Here is a 19,721-nt window from a genome sequence, read left to right on the forward strand (position 1 = left end):
TGGTGATTTCTCCAATTGATTTTCCGGTGTAGCGGTTTCCGACGTCTCGGAAAACCAAGTAGTTCTCTCAAAGTTACCTCTATTAACGACACCAAATTCAGAAGCTTTAGAAAAAAGTTTAAAAAAATAACATTGCGAGATTTAGCTAATAAAATTGAAGAAAAGTAAGAAAAAGTGCTCAAGTTTCCACAAATCGAGCCGAGAGGGCTAAATTGTATAGAAAACCAGCAAAAGGAAACAATTAAAGGTAAGTTCGCAGACGATAGACGTGAAAACTAGAAAAGAAAAAGCCCCTTTTCCTTTGAGAGAACTGGGGCTAGGTTGGTCGCCAGAGCCTATGTGGAGATCAAGAGAAATGAACACATTTCCGGCATACCGAGTGCAACTTTACATTGAAAATGATTGGCAGGTGAGAGATGAGAGAGCCGCTCATTCTATTGTAAAGTTGCTTGCCAAAAGCCTGCATTCCCATCCACGTCTGAATGTATTGAGTACAGGCTAAGTAAACTACTGCAATAGTGACATTGCAGAGTTTGGCAACTGTTTCGCTTGAGCAAGAATCGATGTACCTGCTTGTTGCAAAATTTGTGCTTTGGTCATTTGCGTGGTTTCTTTCGCAAAATCTGTATCTTTAATTCGGCTGTTCGATGCGTCAACGTTTTCTTGGATATTCGCCAAGTTGTTGATGCTGTGACTCAAACGGTTTTGCTTCGCACCTAAGTCTGCACGTTGCGAGTCCACGTATTTCAGTGCCGAATCCAGCACAGAAATCGCGTTTTGAGAACCTTGTACCGTGGTCATATCAATATCTTGTACTGACGTTCTGATAGGTTCATCACTCAGGCCAAGCTCAGATGCTAATCCACCAGAAATGGAAATCTCGCCCTGAACGTTTGGATGCGCGACAAAAACTTGCAACTTGCCATCTTCACTTACAGACGCATTAATCATATCAGACTGACCATTAATGTAAGTGGCAAGCTCTTCGATGTCGTCGCCCGCTTTGGCATTAATGTTGATTTCTAGATCATCAACATTGCCGTCTTCGTCTTCACCCATACCTGGTAGCGTGATCTTCAAGTCAGATTTAGCTGGGTCAACGCTCCAGTTTTTATCTTTACCATTTTCAGATAAGAAGGTCACACCGCCCATGCGAGTATCGTCCGCACGAATGCTGGTGAGTCCCATGATCATGGCTTCTCCTGAGCTCGCACCAATCTGGAATGCTGCTTCACCGAATGAGCCGTTCAATAGCCGACGACCACCAAATGAAGTGGTTTCTGCAATACGGTTTAGCTCGTCAATCAATGCCATTGACTCTTCGTTGATCGCCTGACGCTCAGCTGGAGAGTTAGTACCGTTCGATGATTGAATCGCAAGGTCACGCATTCGTTGCATGACAGAGGTTGCCTCATTCATCGCACCTTCAGCGGTTTGTGCAATCGAGATACCATCGTTCGCGTTACGCATTGCGACATCTAGGCCACGAGACTGTGCAGTTAAGCGGTTGGAGATCTGTAGACCTGCCGCATCATCTTTTGCACTGTTAATCTTATGTCCTGAAGATAAGCGCTCCATCGACGTGTTTAATTCATCAGTCGCTTTGTTTAGGTAACGCTGCGCGGTCATCGCGGAGACGTTAGTACTAACTGTTACAGCCATTTTGCTCTCCTGTTGAGTTCGCAAGCTTTTGCGAAGCGGCCAGCTTTACTCTCATTTGGATAAGCACTGACCGTAAAAGTTACTTGCTAAATCTGCCTTAAACGCAGGGTTTAGAATCTCTAAATCTGTTCTGATATTTTCAATACAATTTGTGTGCCAACTTTCGTAAATTATTTAACCACTTATAAAAGAATCAAATAAACAATAAGTTAGCTTTATCATTAAGCTATTTCCGGTTTGTCAGACTCATCTTAGCCCAAGGGTATTGAACGCTGCCCTGTTGCCGCCCGACTTGCCTCCCGCATCATTGCCGCTTTGGGTAAAATCGTGCCGCATGACATCTCAGACTCTCAGGTTACGTCGACTTATCGCGCTTAAGGCTTTGCACATAAGGCATCAAAATCAGACAATGTGTATGAGTGCCATACTAGATGTAGTTAAACAACGTTAGATCTTTGGTCTTACCGAATGCTTGTTGCGATGCCTGTAACGCTCGCGAGTTTTCACTGAACTCGATCACGGCTTTGGAGTAATCCAAATCCTCAAAGTTGCTCTTCGCTTTTGCCAGAGACAAATTAAAGTCTTCATGATTTTGCTCTTGGATATCCAGCGTACTCAATCGAGCACCGGCATCTGTACGCGCTTTATTCAAATGGATAAAAGCAGCGTGGAATTCTTCTGTCATTTGGTGCAATTTGGCGGTCGCCGACGTATCCGAAACCGATTTGTCTGACCATGCCATTGCATCCTTGAAGGTATCGAAAATGCTGAACTCTGCCCGCTTTTCGATCTCAATGCTGTCACCAGGCGTAATTTGGCCTTTTACGTGCACTTTCAGGCCTTTGTATTCAATCCCTTTCTCTGGAGAAAACTCATCGGCATCCACTACTTTGCCGTTACGCTCTAATTGGTAACCAAATTTGCCGTTATTCATATCGACAAATGTCACGCGATACGCCGCATCATCCTTAGCGTCAACGTTAGTAGCTTTGTTTAGCAACAGCTCAGAGCCATTTTGTAGATCGTAATTCGGCTGATAGTCGCCAAATGGGTTTGGTATCTCCATAAACAGCTTGCTGCCAGGATCGTTCATTGGCATCTCAAGCATGCTGGAGACTTTCATTTTGCGCTGATAATCGTCCCCAGCGTATTGCACGCTACCGTCTTTATCGCGATAAAATGGTTGGCTTTTTGGCTTAGTGCCAGCAAACACGTAGTTACCAGATTCATCTTGCGAGTTCACCAAGTTAAGGAAGTTGTTCGCAATCTCTTCTAGCTCACGCTTCTTTGCTTGTCGGTCTTCCGCAGAAAACGCACCGTTAATCATCTCCATCGTTAAGCGCTTCGACTCGTCGGCAAAATTCTCCGCATTGGCGATATTAACTTCGTGGTTTTCTAGACGATTACGCACCAACACTATCGAGCTAAGATATTGTTGTAGCTGTTCTTGTTGCTGACTAATGTTTTGGATGTAATGCGCAGCGAGGGGGTCGTCACTAGGTTTCAGTAACTTTTTCCCTGAAGCAAGCTGCTCTTGGTTGTGGTGAACCTTATTCTCTTGACGACGCAGATCATTTTGTACGGACTGATAGTTATGGAAACTAGAAATTCGGGTTAGCACTTATCTCTTCTCCTTACCTCAGTTGTAAAATGGTATTGAAGGTATCATTCGCCGCTTGCATCACACGTGATGAAGCCATGTACGCTTGTTGAAACTTCATCATGTTGGCCGCTTCTTCATCGAGGTTAACACCAGAAATAGAAGCAACGCGCTCTTGCGCCGCTTCATGCTCTAAACGAGCGACAGAGGCTAAACGGTTTGCTGTAGAAGATTTCAGTCCAACTTCAGTATTGAGGTTATGATAAACATCGATCAAGGTACTGGATTTTCCATCCATCATCTTGTCTGTTTGGATCTTCTGCATTTTTCTCAAGTTGCCGTTACCACCTTCAGAAGGCACCAAGTTTGCGGTGAATTTATCATTCATCAGAGCGCCTTCGCTCAACTCAAACACGGTTGCATCGCCGTTTTTATACAGCGGATGGCTTTTCGGCACTGAGATTTCAATCATCGGGTTATCTTTATCTAACGGGTATGAGTATTTGTCCGATAGTAAATTACCCTTGTTATCCGTGATCTTTAACCACGGCTTATCATGCTTCTCGTCGGCTGGTTGTACGGTAACCTCAAACTCTTTAACATCCCCCGCCTCACGAATTTTAAACTTGGCGTTACCTTGTGCAAAAGTGGTTGAGGCTTCATAACTTTGTGCGGCAATAGCTTTTGCGTCATTGGTTTCCATCTTTATGATGGCTGCACCACTTCTCGTTGGGCGGAGCAATACGCGCTCACCGGCGGCAAGGCCTTCACCAATTTGCACTTTCATACCATCCAGAACAAATGACGAATCCGAACGGTCGATGTTCAACGACATTTGCTCACCTTTCGGTGTTGTCACGCTGTATTGATCGCCATCATAACGCAGCGAATATTCACCACCTTTGATCTCGGAAATATCCTCAATGTAAACCGCAACATCAGCTTGGGAGTCAGGCGCAGCAAAAACTCGAGATTTTGCTACCAGCTCAGAGTTCGCGTCGGTAAATACGTCTTTACCTATCTTACCGTTGAGATCCAGACCTTGAGATTGCAGCTGATTAATTTTGTAGGAAAAACCCGTCGCTAAACGGCCCATTTCATCTTGCAGTTGTGGGATGTGTTTGTCGCGCATTTCAAGTAAAGCGCCGATTTTGCCATCCATATCATCAGACTTGATCGCTTTAATGCCATTCCCTTCCACCATTGCTAATCGTCTTTGATGAACATCCGGATAGCCATCGATCATTTTGAGCTGGCTTGCTTCCGTGCCAGAAACAAGAGTGTGTCCATTGCCGATATGAACATTAAACCCTTCCGCATTTTTGCGTGGGGTTACGGTAACTTTGGTGTACTCTGACAGCTCAGTAACCAGCTTTTCATGCTGATCCATCAGGTCATTATGTGGGCCAGGGGTGCGCATCATCAGTCGATGAATATCGCGAATTTCCAACGCAAGTTGGTTAACGCGCTCAATGCCCATATCCAATTTTTTATTGGTGACATCAGATTGCAGTCGAACGGTTTCGTGGAAATCATTTAATGTATCAGAGAAGATTTTCGCCTTTTCCAATACCACTTTTCGTGCCCCTAAATCGTTCGGGGTATCTGCCATGGTTTTTACCGCATCGAACCACTCATTCAGGTTCTCGGGAATTTTCTTCGATGCCACTGAACTCAACATGCTAGAGAGCATATCAAGATTGTCTTGGGTATCCGTTTTGTTGGCATTGTTGGTCGACGACAGGTTCAGTTCATTCACGGCAAACTGATCCCACGAGCGGCGAACATTTTCCACATGCACACCCATGCCGTAGGTAGAACCACCAAACATGCGCGGATCATTCGTACCTTGGATAACAGACTGACGGCTATAACCCTCTGTATTAACATTAGAAATGTTATGACCAGTGGTGTTTAATTGTCTCTGAGCAGTAAGCACACTTTGAGTACCTACATTCAGAAGATCTGACGCCATACATGCCCCCGAAAACGAAATATAAATCGGCAAAACCGATCACCTAGACACATTAAAAGCAAAAGATGTGCCAAGTGATAGAAAGGCGTAGATGTTCAGATAAAGTGAAGGCTTGCACTATGGCAAGCCTTCGAGAACGTCATAAATTGTCGCAGAGACATTACATACTTTCGATTTTATCCTTCACCTGCAGGACTTTATCTGCGTAATTCGGATCGGTCGCGTAACCCGCACTGTGGATACCGCGAATAAACAACTCTGAATTCCCGCGTTTCTGCAATGCTGTCTCGTAACGTGGGTTGTCATTCAAAAATCGTACAAAGTCATTAAAGCTGTCTTCGTAACTTGAGTAGGAGCGAAACGCTGCCGTCTCTTTCACTGGCGTGTTATCGTGGAACTCTAAAGTTTGAGTCGTCACTTTGTCACCCTGCCAGCTTCGATCTGCTTTGATATTAAATAAGTTGTTGCTGCTGCCACGCGCGTTCTTCACGACCTTTTGTCCCCACCCCGTTTCCAAAGCGGCTTGCGCAAGTAGCAGAGATGGCTCGACACCTAAGGCTTTCGCAGCTTTCTCCGCGTATGGCTTCATCGAGTTAACAAAGGATTCTGGTGAATCGAATCGAGTGGGTTCATTGCTTGGTCGAGATAGTTGACCAGACTCAATCAAGCGCTGTTCAATCTCGCGCGCTTTTTTCGGGTCAACACGACGATATTCCGCAGCATTGTTTGCCGCATCACGCATAGCCGTTTCTTTTTTGTCGTTCCCTTGCCCAGCCGTTAATTGCTTAACAATCATATCGGCCAGTCCCATTGAACCAGACGAACTCAATTCACTCGCCATCTGTTCATCCAACATTTGTCGATAGAACTTCTCGTTTTGGCTGTTCATCATGTTGGACTCAAAGCCCTCATTGGCTTCTCGCATGGATTTCAACATCATGGAGGTGAAAATAGATTCGAACTGACGAGCTGCTGCACGCAGTGCTTCTTGCTCGCCATCTTTACCTTCCTTCACTGCTTTTTGACGCAAGGTATCCAGCGAACTGATGTCATGAATAAAACCAATGTCGTTAGGATTGTTCATTATACCTACCTCCTAACCATTAAATGATGATCAACTGGCCTTCAATGGCACCAGCTTGTTTCAATGCTTGCAAGATAGCCATCAAATCCGACGGCGCTGCGCCGACTTGATTCACTGCACGGACCAAGTCATCCAACGTTAAGCCTGGCTCAAACTTAAACATCTTGCCCTGCTCTTCGCTGACTTCGATATCCGAGTCTGGTACGACAACGGTTTGCCCACCAGAAAAGCCGTTAGGTTGGCTAACATTCAGGTTTTCTTTGATCGCAACCGTCATGCCGCCATGCGTTACTGCTGCAGGTTTAAGACGCACATGCTTACCAACTACGATGGTGCCCGTTCGTGAGTTAACGATGATTTTGGCTGCACCATCTGCTGGGTCGAACTCTAGGTTTTCGATTGCCGATAAGAACGCAACACGCTGGCTGACGTCACGAGGAGCACGCACGCGCACTGATGTCGCGTCAACAGCGCTCGCCATTTGTGGGCCAAGGAAGTTGTTTACAGCATCCGCCATACGTTGAGCCGTTGTGAAGTCTGACTCAAGCAAGTTGAACGTGATGTAATCACCACGACCAAATGGGTTTGGAATTTCTCGCTCTACTGTCGCACCACTAGAGATAAGACCAACGGTTGGATTGTTACCTACGATTTTAGAACCGTCAGCGCCTTCAGCACTGAAGCCGCTCACTACTAAGTTACCTTGAGCAACCGCGTAAACTTGACCGTCGAGACCTTTGAGGAACGTTTGCAGCAAGGTGCCACCACGCAAACTTTTAGCACTTCCGATGGAAGAGACAGTCACGTCCACTTGCTGACCCGGTTTAGAGAAAGGCGGCAACTCTGCCGTAACCATGACTGCGGCAACGTTTTTAATTTTTGGCTTTGTGCCCGGCGGCATCTGAATGCCGAAGTTTTGCAGCATGGCGGCGAAACTTTGCTCTGTAAACGGGTTCGCTTCACCCGTACCAGGTAAGCCTGAAACCAAACCATAACCCACGAGTTGGTTGCTTCGTACACCTGCCACTTGCGCGACGTCTTTGATACGTGCGGCTTGGGCTACGGTAGAAAACAGAGCAACGCTCATCAGTACTAAAAGGAGTTTTTTCATGCTTACTTATCTCTTGCAGTCAAATTGCCGTCAGAACGGCGTGTTATAGCGCTACATTAAAGAATCGTGCCAAGAAGCCTGGCTCTTGCATATCTTGTTGCAAACCAGTCCCTGAGTATTGAATTCTTGCGTTAGAAACACGATTTGATGCAATGGTGTTGTCGAAATTAATATCATCCGGACGAATAGTGCCACTTAAACGTATGTACTCATCACCTGTATTTAGCGTCATCCACTTCTCACCGCGGATCACGAGGTTCCCGTTTGCCAGTACTTCAATCACCTCAACAGTGATGTAACCACTGATGCTGTTGCTCTGCTTTGCAGAAGAGTCACCTGCAAATGAGTTGGAATTGTTTAAGTCATAAGAGAAATTATATTTTCCGCCAATTTGCAGCTCTTCTCCGCCCACTTGAAGCGGGTCCATTTGCGCTTCATTGGTTTTCGATAAATCGGCATTTGCGCTTTTCGTCGCACTGGTTGTCTCATCCAGTGTTACGGTAATAATGTCGCCAATACCACGTGGTTTAGAATCGTCGTAGAGATCGGTAATGTGCTCGGCGCTAAACAACGAACCTGTTGCAGCAGCATAATGCTCAGGTTTGTTTTTCGGATGAATTGGAGCCCAAGCAGGGTCGCCAGCAACCGGATCGCTTCTACCACGTAAAGTATCTACAATACCGCTGCTCTCTTCTTTCGATTTATCGCCTTCTACTGCGTCGACCACAGTGGTTGCTTGTGTCACTTCATCCGTTTCAATCGGTTCCAACATGGCACAGCCCGACATCGTAGCAATCAAAGCGAGTAGGCAAATACGTTTCATCGTGAGCTCCTCAAATCTTGCTCTTAATCGTTACAATTGCTGGTTAACGAAGCTCATCATCTTATCGACTGACGAGATCACTTTTGAATTCATTTCGTAAACGCGCTGGGCTTCGATCATGTTGACCAACTCTTCTGTTACATTCACGTTGGACGCTTCCAGCATGGATTGACGAATTTCCCCCAAACCGTCCAAACCAGGAACACCCTCTTGTGGATCGCCACTGGCCCCCGTTGGTAAGTAAAGGTTCTGACCAATTGGCTCTAGGCCACCCGGGTTAACAAAATCTGTAATGGTTAACTGACCAACGACTTGGTTGTCTTGCTGCCCTCGGACGCGAACCGACACTTCACCATCCGTACCGACAGTAATAGAAATCGCATCTTCTGGAATCACAATTTCAGGCTCTACAGGGTAGCCAGAACCCGACGTGACTAACGTGCCTTCACCATTTAGCGTGAACTGACCGTTACGGGTATAACCGATGTTGCCGTCCGGCAATGTCACTTGAAAAAAGCCGTCGCCTTCCACCATCATGTCCAGTGCGTTGGTCGTTGTCTGTGCATTACCGTGCGTGTGCACTTTTTGCGTCGCAACCACTTTAGAACCCGCACCTAGCATCAAGCCACTTGGCAGTTCCGTGTTCTGAGATGACTGGCCGCCAGGCTGGTTGATGTTCTGATAGAACAAATCTTCGAATACTGCACGGCTCTTTTTGTAGCCGACAGTAGAGGCGTTCGCCAAGTTGTTCGAAATCGTGGCAATGTTGGTTTGTTGGGCGTCTAGACCTGTTTTACTTACCCATAGTGCTGGATGCATAGTGAACCTCTAACTCTGTTAACTCATACGAAGCAGTGAATCTGAAGATTTATCCATTTCTTCAGCTGTGCTCATCATCTTGACTTGCATTTCAAACTGACGTTGTAAGTCAATCAATGCGGTCATTTCACCTACGGCATTCACGTTACTGCCTTCTATCGCTCCCGTCTGGAGACTAACAGTCGCGTCTGCTTCGTAAGGTTGGTTTGGAGTTTTATGGCGAAATAAGCCATTGGTGTCTTTAAACAAGCTTTGATCATTAGGCTTAACGAGCTTAATGCGATCAACCGCTTGGAATTCTTCTGCCGGGGCACCTTGAGGAAGTACAGAGATGGTGCCATCCCGACCGATTTCAATTTTGGAGAGAGGGATAGGCAAAGTAATCGGCGCGTCGTTTTCACCCAGCACCAAATGACCACTTGCGTTGGTAAGCATGCCATTTTGATCGACTTTTAGGTTGCCGTTACGGGTCAACCCTTCTTTCCCTGTATGATCGAGTACCGATATCCAACCGCTGCCTTCAATCGTCACATCCAGATCACGCCCTGTTGTAATCACGCTACCTTGAGCAAAGTTATGCCCTGGACGCTCTGTCATGCTGAATACACGTGAAGGATGGCCTTCACCATAAGCCTGCATTGAGCGAGCCTGTGCTAAATCAGCCCGAAATCCGGTCGTGCTTACGTTAGCCAAGTTATTAGCGCGCAATTGTAGTGCCTGCATATTTTGCTTGGCGCCACTCATTGCGAGAAACAGTGCGCGATCCATAAATTACTCCAAAAAATCTCTCTGTACACGGAGTAAAAGCAATAGTTATGCCAAAACAAAAATAGGCTTATCAATCAATACTTTGAATTAAAAATCAACAATTAAAAGAGGTCAATAGGGGCAGAAAACTGTAACGAGAGGCAAGGTTTTGATCCATACGGCGGCAACAGCGGCAAATCGTAGATCAAAGCATGCTTAGCCTGAGTGAGGTGTATTAAGGCTAAGCATCAGATGAATGTCATGATGAAAATGAACAAAGCGGTAATTACTAAGAAGCAATCACACGCCATTGCTTACTCAAGCAGAGTATCGAATGACCCAGCTAGTGCTCTAGCGGATCTGTAAGATATTCTGTTGTAGTTGGTTGTGTACTTCGAGCGAACGTGAGTTTGCTTGGAAGTTACGCTGAGCAGAGATCAGGTCCACCAACTCCTGCGTCATATCAATGTTTGACTGTTCCAGCATACCGTTATTGATGGTGCCGAAAGAGCCTTTATTTGATTCACCCCAGATCTTGTCACCAGAGAACTGCGTTGAATCCCATTGAGTACCGCCTTTCTTATCCAGACCTTGCTCGTTTGGAACACGTACGAGAGCAACACGACCCAATGTAACGTTTTCACCGTTTGAGTAAGTTCCCAATACGCTGCCGTTTTCATCGAAGTCAACTTTGGTTAGGAAGCCCGTTGTTGCACCGTCTTCGTCAAACTTAGTCAGTTCGAACGGAGCCGCAAACTGTGTTGCTGAGCCTAAGCCGAAGTTAAGCGTCTGCGCAGGATCGGCACCATTCATATCGACTGGTGTCGTGTTCGTCGCCGGATCACCCAGAGCCACAGAAGTGATTGGCTGACCATTGTTCAAGCTCGCCAACGTACCATCGTTGTTGAACTTCATGGTATGCCCCACATGACCTGTTGGCGTTTGCGCATCACCAGCCGCAACATTTAAAGGCTTTTCACCTTCTTTATCTGTCACGGTGTAGTAAGTGTTCCATGTATTTGGCTGAGTCTGATCTTTCAAGTAATACGTCGTTAGCTTGTAAGACTGACCCATCGAGTCATAAATTGTCGAAGAGGTTGAACGGTTGTATGTATCTGGGTCTGAAAAATCAAACTGCGTTGGATCTTTCAAATCGCCGTTCGCTGGCAAGTTCACACCCACTTCAATGTTTGCTGTTTGTTTTGGCTTACCAAATTCAGCAGGAATATTGATGGGTTGTGGCTCGTATGAAGAAACCTCACCAGAGCTTGGGTCCACTTGGTAACCTAACAAGAACTCGTCGTTCGCGGTCACCATGTAGTTTTCTTTATTTAAGTGAAATGCACCATTACGTGTCAGTTCATTCTGTTGTGGAGTTAGACGCTCTTTCGCTACAGCGAAAAAACCTGTCCCCGAAACACGCAAATCCATTGGGTTGTTGGTGTAAATGCTAGAGCCTTCATGGAACTGCTGTGCCACTTGGCTTGCTTGCGCACCACCACCCGGTGTGGTTTTTGCGTTAGTAAATAAAGAGTTAGAGTAAACATCAGCAAACTCAGCACGGGACTCTTTAAAGCCGTACGTGTTGGCGTTCGCAATGTTGTTACTGGTGGTGTTCAAATCCAGTTGGGCGGCGGACAAACCGCTTAAAGATACATATGACATTCCAAAATCTCCTAATCTAGCGAGCTATGACTACGCTTTGCCGACTTCCAATACTTCTGCAAGTCGAACTGGCGATTCAAAACCAGCCAGATTGAGTAATACGTTTCCGTCACCTTTGCCAAGCAATACGCTGTTTACGTTGGCATACGTCGATACTGGGAACTCTTGCGACTCCCCCTCAACTAAGCCAGACGCTTTCACTTTGTATTTGCCAGCTGGCAGTGGATTTCCGCTTTCATCTTTACCGTCCCAAAGCACACGCGTGTCGCCGGCTGGTTTCGCCCCTACCTCAAAGGTACGAACCAGTTGGCCAGCTTCATCCTCTACACGAACAAACAAATTATCGATAGATTGTGAAAGCTTAACCATTGCCGCCATTGGTGCGTCGTCCTGCTTCACACCTGCTGCTCCTGGGACCAATACGTCACGCCCTACCAAAGAGGAAGCTTGTAACGCTTGATTTGATGTCATTGACGAATTCAAACTCTCAAACTGAGTGTTCATCTTGCCAATGCCATCAACGGTCGCAAATGAAGCCATTTGCGCAATCATCTGGTCATTACTTACCGGCTTAAAAGGGTCTTGCTGAGACAGTTGCTTCGTGAGCAATGATAAGAAGTCTTCCTGTTTTAGGTCCTGCTTACCCGTGCTCTCTTCCGCTTTCTTGTTACTCTCTTGTAGACTTTTAAGCTGGTCGATATAGGACAAGCCGCTTTGACCAACGTTGTTAATTCCGGCCATACGCTACCCCCTTATCCTTATTGACCCATCTGCAGCGTACGCAGCAGCATTTGTTTACTAGAATCAGCGACTTGTACATTAGTCTGATATGCACGAGAAGCTGAAATCATGTTTGCCATTTCTTCCATTACATTGACGTTAGGCTTGTAGATGTAGCCTTCTTCGTTTGCAAGGGGATGGTCTGGGTTGTACTCCGCACTCAGCGGTTTATCACTTTCTACAATACCCATCACTTTCACTGGCACCGTATCACCGCCACGCATGGCGTTACTTAACTCTGCACCAAACACGGCATGACGCGCTTTGTAAGTGTCTTTCGCAGAGCTGCTGACACTGTCGGCGTTCGCCAAGTTGCTTGAGGTAGTATTCAGACGAACGGATTCAGCGCTCATTGCGGAACCTGTCACATTGAAAACGTTAAATAAGCTCATCTAAATTATTCCCCTTTGATTGCTTTGGTTAAGTTCTTGAATTTGCTGCCTAGAAAGTCGAGTGATGCTTGGTGTCTGATTTGGTTTTGCATAAACAAGTTACGCTCTAAATCCAAGTCTACCGTGTTGCCATCTCCCGTATCTGGTTGCGTAGGAAGACGATATAACTTGTCCCCAACCAACGTTGTAGTGGCAGGAATATGCCGACCATCTGTGCGACTAAGACCAATGCTTGCCCCAGATGTTGCCGCTTGCAATTCCTTCGCAAAGTCTAAACCTCTTGCTTTGTAACCAGGCGTGTTTGCTTGTGCGATGTTGGTGGAAATCACCTCTGCATTGCGCTCACGTACGCCCACCGTGTGCTGGTGGATGCCTAGTGCATTGTCAAAAGATATAGCCATGTTTGCCTCTACAATTAAGAACTGACCGTGATTGATAACCAAAAAGCAATTAGCATGCCAAAACCTAAAGCATTACACCAACCTAGTGGTTACCGTGAATTGAAATAGCAATAAGTGAGCCAAAGTAACTGGAATGTCATGTCGTATCACTTTGCTCACTTAATAAAGATACACCGTGTTGAGGGCACAAGGCAAAAACGCGCTTCAACTAATTGAGTGATACATGAAGCACTCGGCGCAGAAAGGTAACAAACAAAAAAGCCTGACACGAAGTCAGGCTTTTCTATCAATGAAGAGATACCGCTATTTAAGCTTGTAAATGATGCCCGGATTACAGCGCACCATTTCAAATTTATCAGTCAGACCAGTTAGCGACTCTGATGCCCCTAACAGCAAGTAACCACCAGGGTTTAAACTGCTCGCCATTTGGTTAAGCACTTTAGATTTCATTTCTGGAGAAAAGTAAATCAATACGTTACGACAGAAAATGATGTCGAACTTACCCATCAGTGCGTAACTGTCCATCAAGTTTTGTGGACGAAAGTTCACCAAACGCTTGACGTTATCTTTGACTTTCATGCGACCACCGTCCGCATTTTCAAAGAAGGTGCGACGACGTTCTGGTGAAAGCCCGCGACCCAAAGCCAAGTTGTCGTACACCCCTGCACGACACATCTCGAGCATACTTGCCGAAATGTCTGTGGCTGTAATGGACACGTTTGGTAACAAGCCCGGCTTGCGCTGTTGCGTTTCCAGGATCGTCATTGCAATAGAATACGGTTCTTGGCCCGATGAACTGGCAGCAGACCAGATCTTAATTGGGCGCTTGCTTGCCGCTACTTCTGGCAATAATTTGTCAGCTAAAACCGTGAACGGATAAGTATCTCGAAACCACAAAGTTTCGTTAGTCGTCATCGCATCCACAGCGGCGACTCGTAATTCTCGATTACGCCCTGTAACAACATCACGTAGCAAATCTGATAACGATGCGAGCTTAAACTTCGTCACTAAAGGACTCAGTCGGCTACGCACGAGGTATTGCTTGCTATCACCTAACACGATGCCACATTGCGATTCTAGAAAACGGCTAAAGTCACGATACTCTTGATCACTGATTGTAATAGCAGTCATTAATGTCTCTTTTATTGTGTTAATGCAGATTTAACCGCGTTACCCAACTCATCTGGGTTAAATTTCGCAATGAAGGTGTTGGCACCTACACGCTCAACCATAGCTTGGTTGAATACACCACTTAATGAAGAATGGAGGATAACATAAAGGTCTTTCAAATCGGCATGTCTGCGAATTTCAGCCGTTAAGGTATAGCCGTCCATTTCTGGCATTTCAATATCGGAAATAACCAACGAAATTTGATCGTAGATATTGCCTTCTTGAGCCATTTCAATCAACTTATTGTACGCTTCTTTGCCGTCTTTGACAGATACGACCTCAAAACCGATGGATGTAATCGCACGCTCTACCTGTTTACGCGCGACCGTCGAGTCATCAGCAATCAGTATGCGGCGTACAATAGGCTTTTCTTGTTCTGCTTGTGCGATTTCTTCGCCAATAGCGGAATCCATCGTTTCATCAACTGGCGCAATTTCTGCCAGGATTTTTTCAACGTCAAGGATTTCAACCAGCTCATTGTCAATGTTTGTCACGGCAGTCAAGTAGTGCGCTTTACCTGCGCCGTCTGGCGGTGGCAAAATCGCTTCCCAATGCATATTGATAATACGCTCAACCGATGATACCAAAAATGCTTGGATCGTACGGTTAAATTCTGCAATAACAACAAAACATTTATCTAAATCAGTGGTTGGGCGGCCACCAATTGCCAGGCTCAAATCAATAACGGACACGGTATGGCCGCGGATATGAGCGATACCTTTAACCAGAGGGTGTAGATTTGGCATTGAAGTCAGCTTAGGGCACTGTAGTACTTCTTTCACTTTGAATACGTTAATGCCGTAGCGCTGTCGGCCCATCAGTCGAAAGGTCAATAATTCCAATCGGTTCTGACCGACGAGTTGCGTACGCTGATTCACCGAGTCAAGAATCCCCGTCATATGCTCATCTCCATCTCAAACTTTTTGTTTTTAAATGATACTCTACCACTGGCAAGCACGATACCAGGGAGACAGTATGGCGTATTTCACTTTCACTTCGACACCATTGACTATGACAATATGTAGAGCGCTAATTACAAAGTACGCTAAGTCTATCGGCATTTTGCTCAGTATGTTTAGCTTTTTTGTTCATTCAGCTTCAGATAATCAGATCGAGCAAATAAAAACAGCAGCAGAACAACATATTCTTGCTACGGTTGATCAGCCTGATGGTGGCGAGCTATCTGTTAATGCGGCAGAGATCGACTCGAGAATAAAAGCAACGGATTGCCCTGTTCCGTTAGATACATCTGCCTCTTCCACCAGCAGCACGAGAAGTAACATCAATGTGTTAGTGGAATGCCAACCGGATGACTGGAAAGTCTATGTCCCTGTGAGGATCTCGGTATCAGTACCAATGATCGTCGCTACACGAACACTAGGGAGAGGAGAAATCGTCAGCGCATCGGATGTTACCACTTCCATGATCGAGCTACAGCGCTTTCGTAAAGATGGATTTTCTAGCTACGATCAAGTGGTTGGGGCAAAGCTAAAGCGTAATGTTCGTTTAGGCGATGTCGTAGAGAGAAATGATGTTTGTGTGGTATGCCGAAATGAAAAGGTCATTATCAAAGCGGTGAATTCTGGCATGACGATCACAACGCAAGGCACAGCATTGCAGGATGGTTCAGCTGGCGATCAAGTAAGAGTGAAAAATGATAAGTCACAACGTATAATAGAAGGCATAGTGACTGACATTGCGGAAATCACTGTTAATTTTTAATACCCACTGGTAGCGTGTTTAAACTGATCAATAAAAATGCAAAAAATGACTAAAGTTATTTTTGCGCTGGTCGATAGTCTGGATACCAGTATTACGATACAAGGCAAAGGTTAAACATGGCAGGTATAGATAATATACGTTCAGGGCAAATGATGACGACAACAAGTCGCGCACCTGCACGTAACGATTCCAATGCTACCAGCACGACAGAATCAAAAAAGGCGCCAGCGCAACAAGACGCAGTATCACTCAGCCAGCAAAGTAAAGCCGTCAGTAAACTCCAGAAGGATATGGCAGCTTCTCCGGCATATGACAGCGCCAAAGTTGCAGCAATCAAAGAAGCTATCACAAACGGTTCATACAAAGTCGATCCTGAAAAATTGGCTGACAACATGATTAAGTTTGAAAACGAATTGCAAGGCAAAAGCTAACTGACTTAGGCCGAAGGTAAGTATTTTATGGCAGCATTAGTCGATCTCGTTAATTTCCAGCTAGAAAATGCTAAGGCACTTTCCGCTGTTTTACGCCAAGAAACACAAGCAATCACGGCGCGTGTCTCTACCGAGATTGAGAACATTGCCAAACAGAAGATGACGCTCATTGATCAGCTCAGAACAACTGATCAGCGAATCGCCTCTCACCCGCACGTCAATCAACTTACTGAAGATGAGCACCTAAGTCAGGTTGTTGCTCAGATCCAATCGATCGTCCTAGACTGTCAACAAGTTAACCAAGTAAATGGCGAATCGCTTAGTCGCGCACAGCTGAGCTTCAATAAACTCAACAACATGCTTCAGCGAACTCATGGCAAAGTTGGCATGACCTACAATGCGGGCGGAAAAACCCACACCATCTCGACGCTTGGCACCAATATAAAAGCTTAAACGTCACTCCTACCCTCAATTCCCGCGCTCACGTAGATATAAAAAAGCGACTCATTGTTACCAATCAGCCGCTCAAAAAGATTATCTGTCTAGTGAAATGGTTTAAAACAAAGTTTGCTGACGCTTCTCAGGCACTTGCTGAACTTCTCCATAATCACGTAGCTTATCCATCTTACGGATATCCAGACGCAGCTCAGTCACATAACTGTCTTCAACAAGATAACTACGCACAACTTCTGCACCACGAATTACACCATCGACGGCACCAGTGGTGCTTTCAATACCCAAACGCTGGTCTTGCAGCTCTGCACGTCCACTAACACGCATGCCATAAACTTGCTCTGCTAGCTCACGATAAGCATCAATTTTTGATGCGCGCATTGCACGTACACGCTTTTCTTCTACTGTGCGGCCTGTTTGCTCACTGACGCTGGCGTAGCCCACCGCCACTAAGATTTCATCTTGACGCATCTGTTGTAATGGCTGACACCCAACCAATATCAGTGTGGCAACAATAAATAATAACTTCTTCATGCTTCTATCCTATGGACGGAGAATCACAGTGTACGGCTGACGAATGGTAGGGTCAGAACGAATCAACACACCATCTTGTGTGCGGATGCTATTTAACGTATCTAAGTCACGCCCAATACGGTCAGCCGGAAGGAAACCTTGCGCTGTCGCTACAACTACACGGCTTTGCATGCCAACCACGCGTGCATTGACAAGCACTCCGCCCTCTTGGCGCAACATTGTTCCGGTCAGTACATACTGAATTTGCTGCTCTTGAGCTAAATCTTGCCAATCACGACTTAAAGCAAAATCGCCCTGCTGCGTCACTTGAATAGAGCCCGTAGTTTTGAAATCAACCACTTTAAACCCTCGGCGCTGAAACTGATGGATAAAACCTTCAGAGACCGAGTTACCTAACCAGTTTGTTGCATCCATATTTTGTAGATCAACAAACGAGGTAATCGCAATCGGTGTCCGCGCTGATACTGCCACATTAGAAACCATCAGGTCTTCTGTCATGCTCTCAATGAAAAAGTCCATCGTATGACGCGGACTATCCATCAGCATGAACTGGCTTCCCGAGTAAGGTTCTTTACCATTGTAAATCGGTGAGTACGCGCACGATGTCAGAAGCGTCATCATCGATGCAGCGACAAGCCACTTTTTCATGGTTTGATTCTCCAGATAATCTTAGGTGATACCGTTCTTTATTAATTCCTTTCCAAGAAAGTGAATATTGGAACAGTCTTTGCTTTTCTTTGTTTGCCTAACGAAGAAAAACCCACCAAACTTCACTGAATTTGTTAAAGCAATATTTATACCCGAACGGTTGTAACCAATGAAAAAAATATTAAACAGTCTGTTTTCAATCACTTTAGTGATGCTTGTGCCTTTTAAGGTAATGGCATCTTGGTATGAAGTCACAGGCGTTGCCACCATCGTTTCTTCAGAAGAGACGGCAAGGCTCCATGCGTTGGAAGACGCGCTGTTCAAAGCCGTCAATTTTTCGGGCGCAGATATTGGCAGTATTAGCAACTTGATGCCGCTATTAGAAGAAAGCCGCAACGAATACCAGTTTACCAATCATGAAGTCCGTTACATTTTGGTCGAATCTGAACGCAAACGTCGCGGTAAAGTCGAGGTAAAAATCCGCGTTGATATTTATCCATCGGCAACGGGTTGCCACACCGATCAATACAAAAAGACAATGCTGGTCGGCAATATTGAGGTCGCATCACCACAACAAGCAGTGATGGGACAAATTTATCAAGTTGGTGACGATTTTAGCCACGTAGTGAACCGTCAACTTGATCAAACCTCACGCAGCTTTGTGTCTGTTGGTACAACGGACTACTCAATAAGCAGCAACTATCCTGCTCGCACTCAAATGATCGCGCAAGACAATGGCGCACAATACATCATTGGAGGGGTCATCACCGATCTCACTGCAACGGTCGAATCTCAACTATTGCAAGATGACATCATCAATCGTCAGTTTGCGTTAGAAATGAAAGTATTTGATGGTAAAACTGGCCATGAAATCTTCAACAAAGCCTACCGTGAGGTCGCGCGTTGGCCATTTGCTAAGACGAGTCAAGTGGACACTCGTAGTGCACGTTTTTGGGCATCGACCTATGGCGAGATGATGCTTCGCGTTAGTCGCAATATTATGTTGGATCTGGAGTCGGAGCTATCTTGCAAAATTACACTGCCAGAGGTTGTGGCAGTCTTCGGTAATACCGTAACGATGGATCTCGGCCGTATGCACGGCGTAAAAGAGGGAGACAAATTGCAGCTTTGGCACACCGCGTCGTTTATCGACCAAAATGGATTGCCAAGAAACAAAGTCTCGCAAAGCGAAATTACATTAACGGTATCACGTATATACGAACACGAAGCGGAACTGACGATTGATCAGCCAAATTTAGCATCTAGCGTTCAAATTGGCGACGTAATGAACAAGATCCTATAAAAGCAAACATTAAGTCTTGAGATATGCTCACTTTTGAATATCATAGGCAGCGCATCTTATTTGATTATACCAATGACCGTAGCGAATCGTTCAACGTGATGCTGATACAGATCTGGTAGATTGCTAGATTTGAACTCAGTAAAACAGTGCAATGAACTGCAACTATTGGTATTACGCCCCCATGGCACAGCTGGATAGCGCAGTCCCCTCCTAAGGGACAGGTCGTAGGTTCGAATCCTACTGGGGGCGCCATATCATAGCCTTAGCTCCCACTTGAGCTAAGGCTTTTTTGTATCTTCAATTTCAAGCCTCGCACTGCTCCCCCTAGTACACCGTGTTAGATAATCTTCCCAGTAATCAATATGATCGGATCGGGTGTTTCGGTTACGGGATAAAGCCTT

20 protein-coding genes and 1 tRNA gene are annotated in these 19,721 nt (G+C 45.7%); 5 read left to right on the forward strand and 16 right to left on the reverse strand.

The genetic code is table 11. The features are described 5' to 3' along the window. Positions 1-507 precede the first annotated feature (507 nt). From R7O12_RS17930 to R7O12_RS17995, 14 genes are all read right to left on the reverse strand, one after another. Positions 508-1,662 (reverse strand): flagellin, encoded by a 1,155-nt coding sequence (locus R7O12_RS17930; RefSeq protein WP_005382038.1) that lies wholly within the window; start codon positions 1,660-1,662, stop codon positions 508-510. Between the two features lie 427 nt (positions 1,663-2,089). Further along, positions 2,090-3,283, reverse strand: coding sequence for a flagellar hook-associated protein FlgL (gene flgL / locus R7O12_RS17935; protein ID WP_005382037.1), 1,194 nt, complete (start codon positions 3,281-3,283; stop codon positions 2,090-2,092). Between the two features lie 13 nt (positions 3,284-3,296). Continuing rightward, entirely contained in the window at positions 3,297-5,237 is a 1,941-nt protein-coding gene (gene flgK, locus R7O12_RS17940; protein ID WP_250654269.1) for a flagellar hook-associated protein FlgK, read from the reverse strand. Positions 5,238-5,397: 160 nt separating this feature from the next. Beyond that, the gene (gene flgJ, locus R7O12_RS17945; protein ID WP_115385802.1) at positions 5,398-6,324 is read right to left on the reverse strand and encodes a flagellar assembly peptidoglycan hydrolase FlgJ; all 927 of its coding nucleotides are present in this window, start codon (positions 6,322-6,324) and stop codon (positions 5,398-5,400) included. A 16-nt stretch (positions 6,325-6,340) separates the two neighbouring features. Further along, a complete protein-coding gene (locus R7O12_RS17950) occupies positions 6,341-7,432 on the reverse strand; it encodes a flagellar basal body P-ring protein FlgI (protein ID WP_005393118.1) in 1,092 nt (363 codons plus the stop codon). A 43-nt stretch (positions 7,433-7,475) separates the two neighbouring features. Beyond that, complete coding sequence (gene flgH / locus R7O12_RS17955) at positions 7,476-8,255, reverse strand: flagellar basal body L-ring protein FlgH (protein ID WP_005382033.1); 780 nt, start codon at positions 8,253-8,255, stop codon at positions 7,476-7,478. Between the two features lie 30 nt (positions 8,256-8,285). Continuing rightward, positions 8,286-9,074, reverse strand: coding sequence for a flagellar basal-body rod protein FlgG (gene flgG / locus R7O12_RS17960; protein WP_005382032.1), 789 nt, complete (start codon positions 9,072-9,074; stop codon positions 8,286-8,288). 18 nt (positions 9,075-9,092) lie between these two features. After that, positions 9,093-9,842: a flagellar basal-body rod protein FlgF gene (gene flgF / locus R7O12_RS17965; RefSeq protein WP_005382031.1), complete on the reverse strand. Its 750-nt coding sequence runs from the start codon at positions 9,840-9,842 to the stop codon at positions 9,093-9,095. Positions 9,843-10,172: 330 nt separating this feature from the next. Then, complete coding sequence (gene flgE, locus R7O12_RS17970; protein WP_005382030.1) at positions 10,173-11,486, reverse strand: flagellar hook protein FlgE; 1,314 nt, start codon at positions 11,484-11,486, stop codon at positions 10,173-10,175. 30 nt (positions 11,487-11,516) lie between these two features. Continuing rightward, the gene (gene flgD / locus R7O12_RS17975; RefSeq protein ID WP_005382029.1) at positions 11,517-12,227 is read right to left on the reverse strand and encodes a flagellar hook assembly protein FlgD; all 711 of its coding nucleotides are present in this window, start codon (positions 12,225-12,227) and stop codon (positions 11,517-11,519) included. A 17-nt stretch (positions 12,228-12,244) separates the two neighbouring features. After that, positions 12,245-12,658 (reverse strand): flagellar basal body rod protein FlgC, encoded by a 414-nt coding sequence (gene flgC, locus R7O12_RS17980; RefSeq protein ID WP_005393132.1) that lies wholly within the window; start codon positions 12,656-12,658, stop codon positions 12,245-12,247. Positions 12,659-12,663: 5 nt separating this feature from the next. After that, positions 12,664-13,059 (reverse strand): flagellar basal body rod protein FlgB, encoded by a 396-nt coding sequence (flgB, locus tag R7O12_RS17985; RefSeq protein WP_005382026.1) that lies wholly within the window; start codon positions 13,057-13,059, stop codon positions 12,664-12,666. 303 nt (positions 13,060-13,362) lie between these two features. Continuing rightward, the gene (locus tag R7O12_RS17990; protein WP_005382024.1) at positions 13,363-14,190 is read right to left on the reverse strand and encodes a CheR family methyltransferase; all 828 of its coding nucleotides are present in this window, start codon (positions 14,188-14,190) and stop codon (positions 13,363-13,365) included. An 11-nt stretch (positions 14,191-14,201) separates the two neighbouring features. Beyond that, positions 14,202-15,128: a chemotaxis protein CheV gene (locus R7O12_RS17995; protein WP_005382022.1), complete on the reverse strand. Its 927-nt coding sequence runs from the start codon at positions 15,126-15,128 to the stop codon at positions 14,202-14,204. A 76-nt stretch (positions 15,129-15,204) separates the two neighbouring features. On the opposite strand from R7O12_RS17995, the gene flgA reads away from it, so the two are divergent. The 3 genes from flgA (at position 15,205) to R7O12_RS18010 (ending at position 16,835) form a co-directional block, all read left to right on the forward strand. Then, positions 15,205-15,951 carry a flagellar basal body P-ring formation chaperone FlgA gene (flgA, locus tag R7O12_RS18000; RefSeq protein ID WP_005382020.1) on the forward strand — a complete coding sequence of 249 codons (747 nt, stop codon included), beginning with the start codon at positions 15,205-15,207 and terminating at the stop codon, positions 15,949-15,951. 116 nt (positions 15,952-16,067) lie between these two features. Then, on the forward strand, positions 16,068-16,382 hold the full coding sequence (gene flgM / locus R7O12_RS18005; RefSeq protein WP_005382018.1) for a flagellar biosynthesis anti-sigma factor FlgM: 315 nt from the start codon (positions 16,068-16,070) through the stop codon (positions 16,380-16,382). A gap of 27 nt (positions 16,383-16,409) precedes the next feature. Further along, positions 16,410-16,835, forward strand: a complete 426-nt coding sequence (locus R7O12_RS18010) for a flagella synthesis protein FlgN (RefSeq protein ID WP_005382015.1) — start codon at positions 16,410-16,412, stop codon at positions 16,833-16,835. A gap of 102 nt (positions 16,836-16,937) precedes the next feature. Here the strand turns inward: R7O12_RS18010 and flgP are convergent, their stop codons facing one another. Both flgP and R7O12_RS18020 read right to left on the reverse strand, forming a co-directional pair. Beyond that, on the reverse strand, positions 16,938-17,369 hold the full coding sequence (gene flgP, locus R7O12_RS18015) for a flagellar assembly lipoprotein FlgP (RefSeq protein WP_005382014.1): 432 nt from the start codon (positions 17,367-17,369) through the stop codon (positions 16,938-16,940). Positions 17,370-17,378: 9 nt separating this feature from the next. Then, the gene (locus R7O12_RS18020; RefSeq protein WP_005382013.1) at positions 17,379-18,017 is read right to left on the reverse strand and encodes a FlgO family outer membrane protein; all 639 of its coding nucleotides are present in this window, start codon (positions 18,015-18,017) and stop codon (positions 17,379-17,381) included. A gap of 169 nt (positions 18,018-18,186) precedes the next feature. Here R7O12_RS18020 and R7O12_RS18025 point away from each other — a divergent pair, with 169 nt between their 5' ends. Together R7O12_RS18025 and R7O12_RS18030 are read left to right on the forward strand one after the other, a co-directional pair. Then, positions 18,187-19,320, forward strand: a complete 1,134-nt coding sequence (locus R7O12_RS18025; protein ID WP_005382012.1) for a flagellar assembly protein FlgT — start codon at positions 18,187-18,189, stop codon at positions 19,318-19,320. Between the two features lie 175 nt (positions 19,321-19,495). Continuing rightward, positions 19,496-19,572, forward strand: a tRNA-Arg gene (locus R7O12_RS18030). Positions 19,573-19,721 lie beyond the last annotated feature (149 nt).

Source organism: Vibrio sp. Vb1574, assembly GCF_033338675.1.

Coding starts and splice junctions, on each gene's coding strand:
- R7O12_RS18025 (WP_005382012.1), top strand. CDS start 18,187: ATGAAAAAAATATTAAACAGTCTGTTTTCAATCACTTTAGTGATGCTT.
- flgH (WP_005382033.1), bottom strand. CDS start 8,255: ATGAAACGTATTTGCCTACTCGCTTTGATTGCTACGATGTCGGGCTGT.
- flgD (WP_005382029.1), bottom strand. CDS start 12,227: ATGGCCGGAATTAACAACGTTGGTCAAAGCGGCTTGTCCTATATCGAC.
- flgF (WP_005382031.1), bottom strand. CDS start 9,842: ATGGATCGCGCACTGTTTCTCGCAATGAGTGGCGCCAAGCAAAATATG.
- R7O12_RS17990 (WP_005382024.1), bottom strand. CDS start 14,190: ATGACTGCTATTACAATCAGTGATCAAGAGTATCGTGACTTTAGCCGT.
- flgC (WP_005393132.1), bottom strand. CDS start 12,658: ATGAGCTTATTTAACGTTTTCAATGTGACAGGTTCCGCAATGAGCGCT.
- R7O12_RS18010 (WP_005382015.1), top strand. CDS start 16,410: ATGGCAGCATTAGTCGATCTCGTTAATTTCCAGCTAGAAAATGCTAAG.
- flgE (WP_005382030.1), bottom strand. CDS start 11,486: ATGTCATATGTATCTTTAAGCGGTTTGTCCGCCGCCCAACTGGATTTG.
- R7O12_RS17930 (WP_005382038.1), bottom strand. CDS start 1,662: ATGGCTGTAACAGTTAGTACTAACGTCTCCGCGATGACCGCGCAGCGT.
- flgM (WP_005382018.1), top strand. CDS start 16,068: ATGGCAGGTATAGATAATATACGTTCAGGGCAAATGATGACGACAACA.
- flgB (WP_005382026.1), bottom strand. CDS start 13,059: ATGGCTATATCTTTTGACAATGCACTAGGCATCCACCAGCACACGGTG.
- flgA (WP_005382020.1), top strand. CDS start 15,205: ATGGCGTATTTCACTTTCACTTCGACACCATTGACTATGACAATATGT.
- flgP (WP_005382014.1), bottom strand. CDS start 17,369: ATGAAGAAGTTATTATTTATTGTTGCCACACTGATATTGGTTGGGTGT.
- R7O12_RS17995 (WP_005382022.1), bottom strand. CDS start 15,128: ATGACGGGGATTCTTGACTCGGTGAATCAGCGTACGCAACTCGTCGGT.
- R7O12_RS17950 (WP_005393118.1), bottom strand. CDS start 7,432: ATGAAAAAACTCCTTTTAGTACTGATGAGCGTTGCTCTGTTTTCTACC.
- flgK (WP_250654269.1), bottom strand. CDS start 5,237: ATGGCGTCAGATCTTCTGAATGTAGGTACTCAAAGTGTGCTTACTGCT.
- R7O12_RS18020 (WP_005382013.1), bottom strand. CDS start 18,017: ATGAAAAAGTGGCTTGTCGCTGCATCGATGATGACGCTTCTGACATCG.
- flgG (WP_005382032.1), bottom strand. CDS start 9,074: ATGCATCCAGCACTATGGGTAAGTAAAACAGGTCTAGACGCCCAACAA.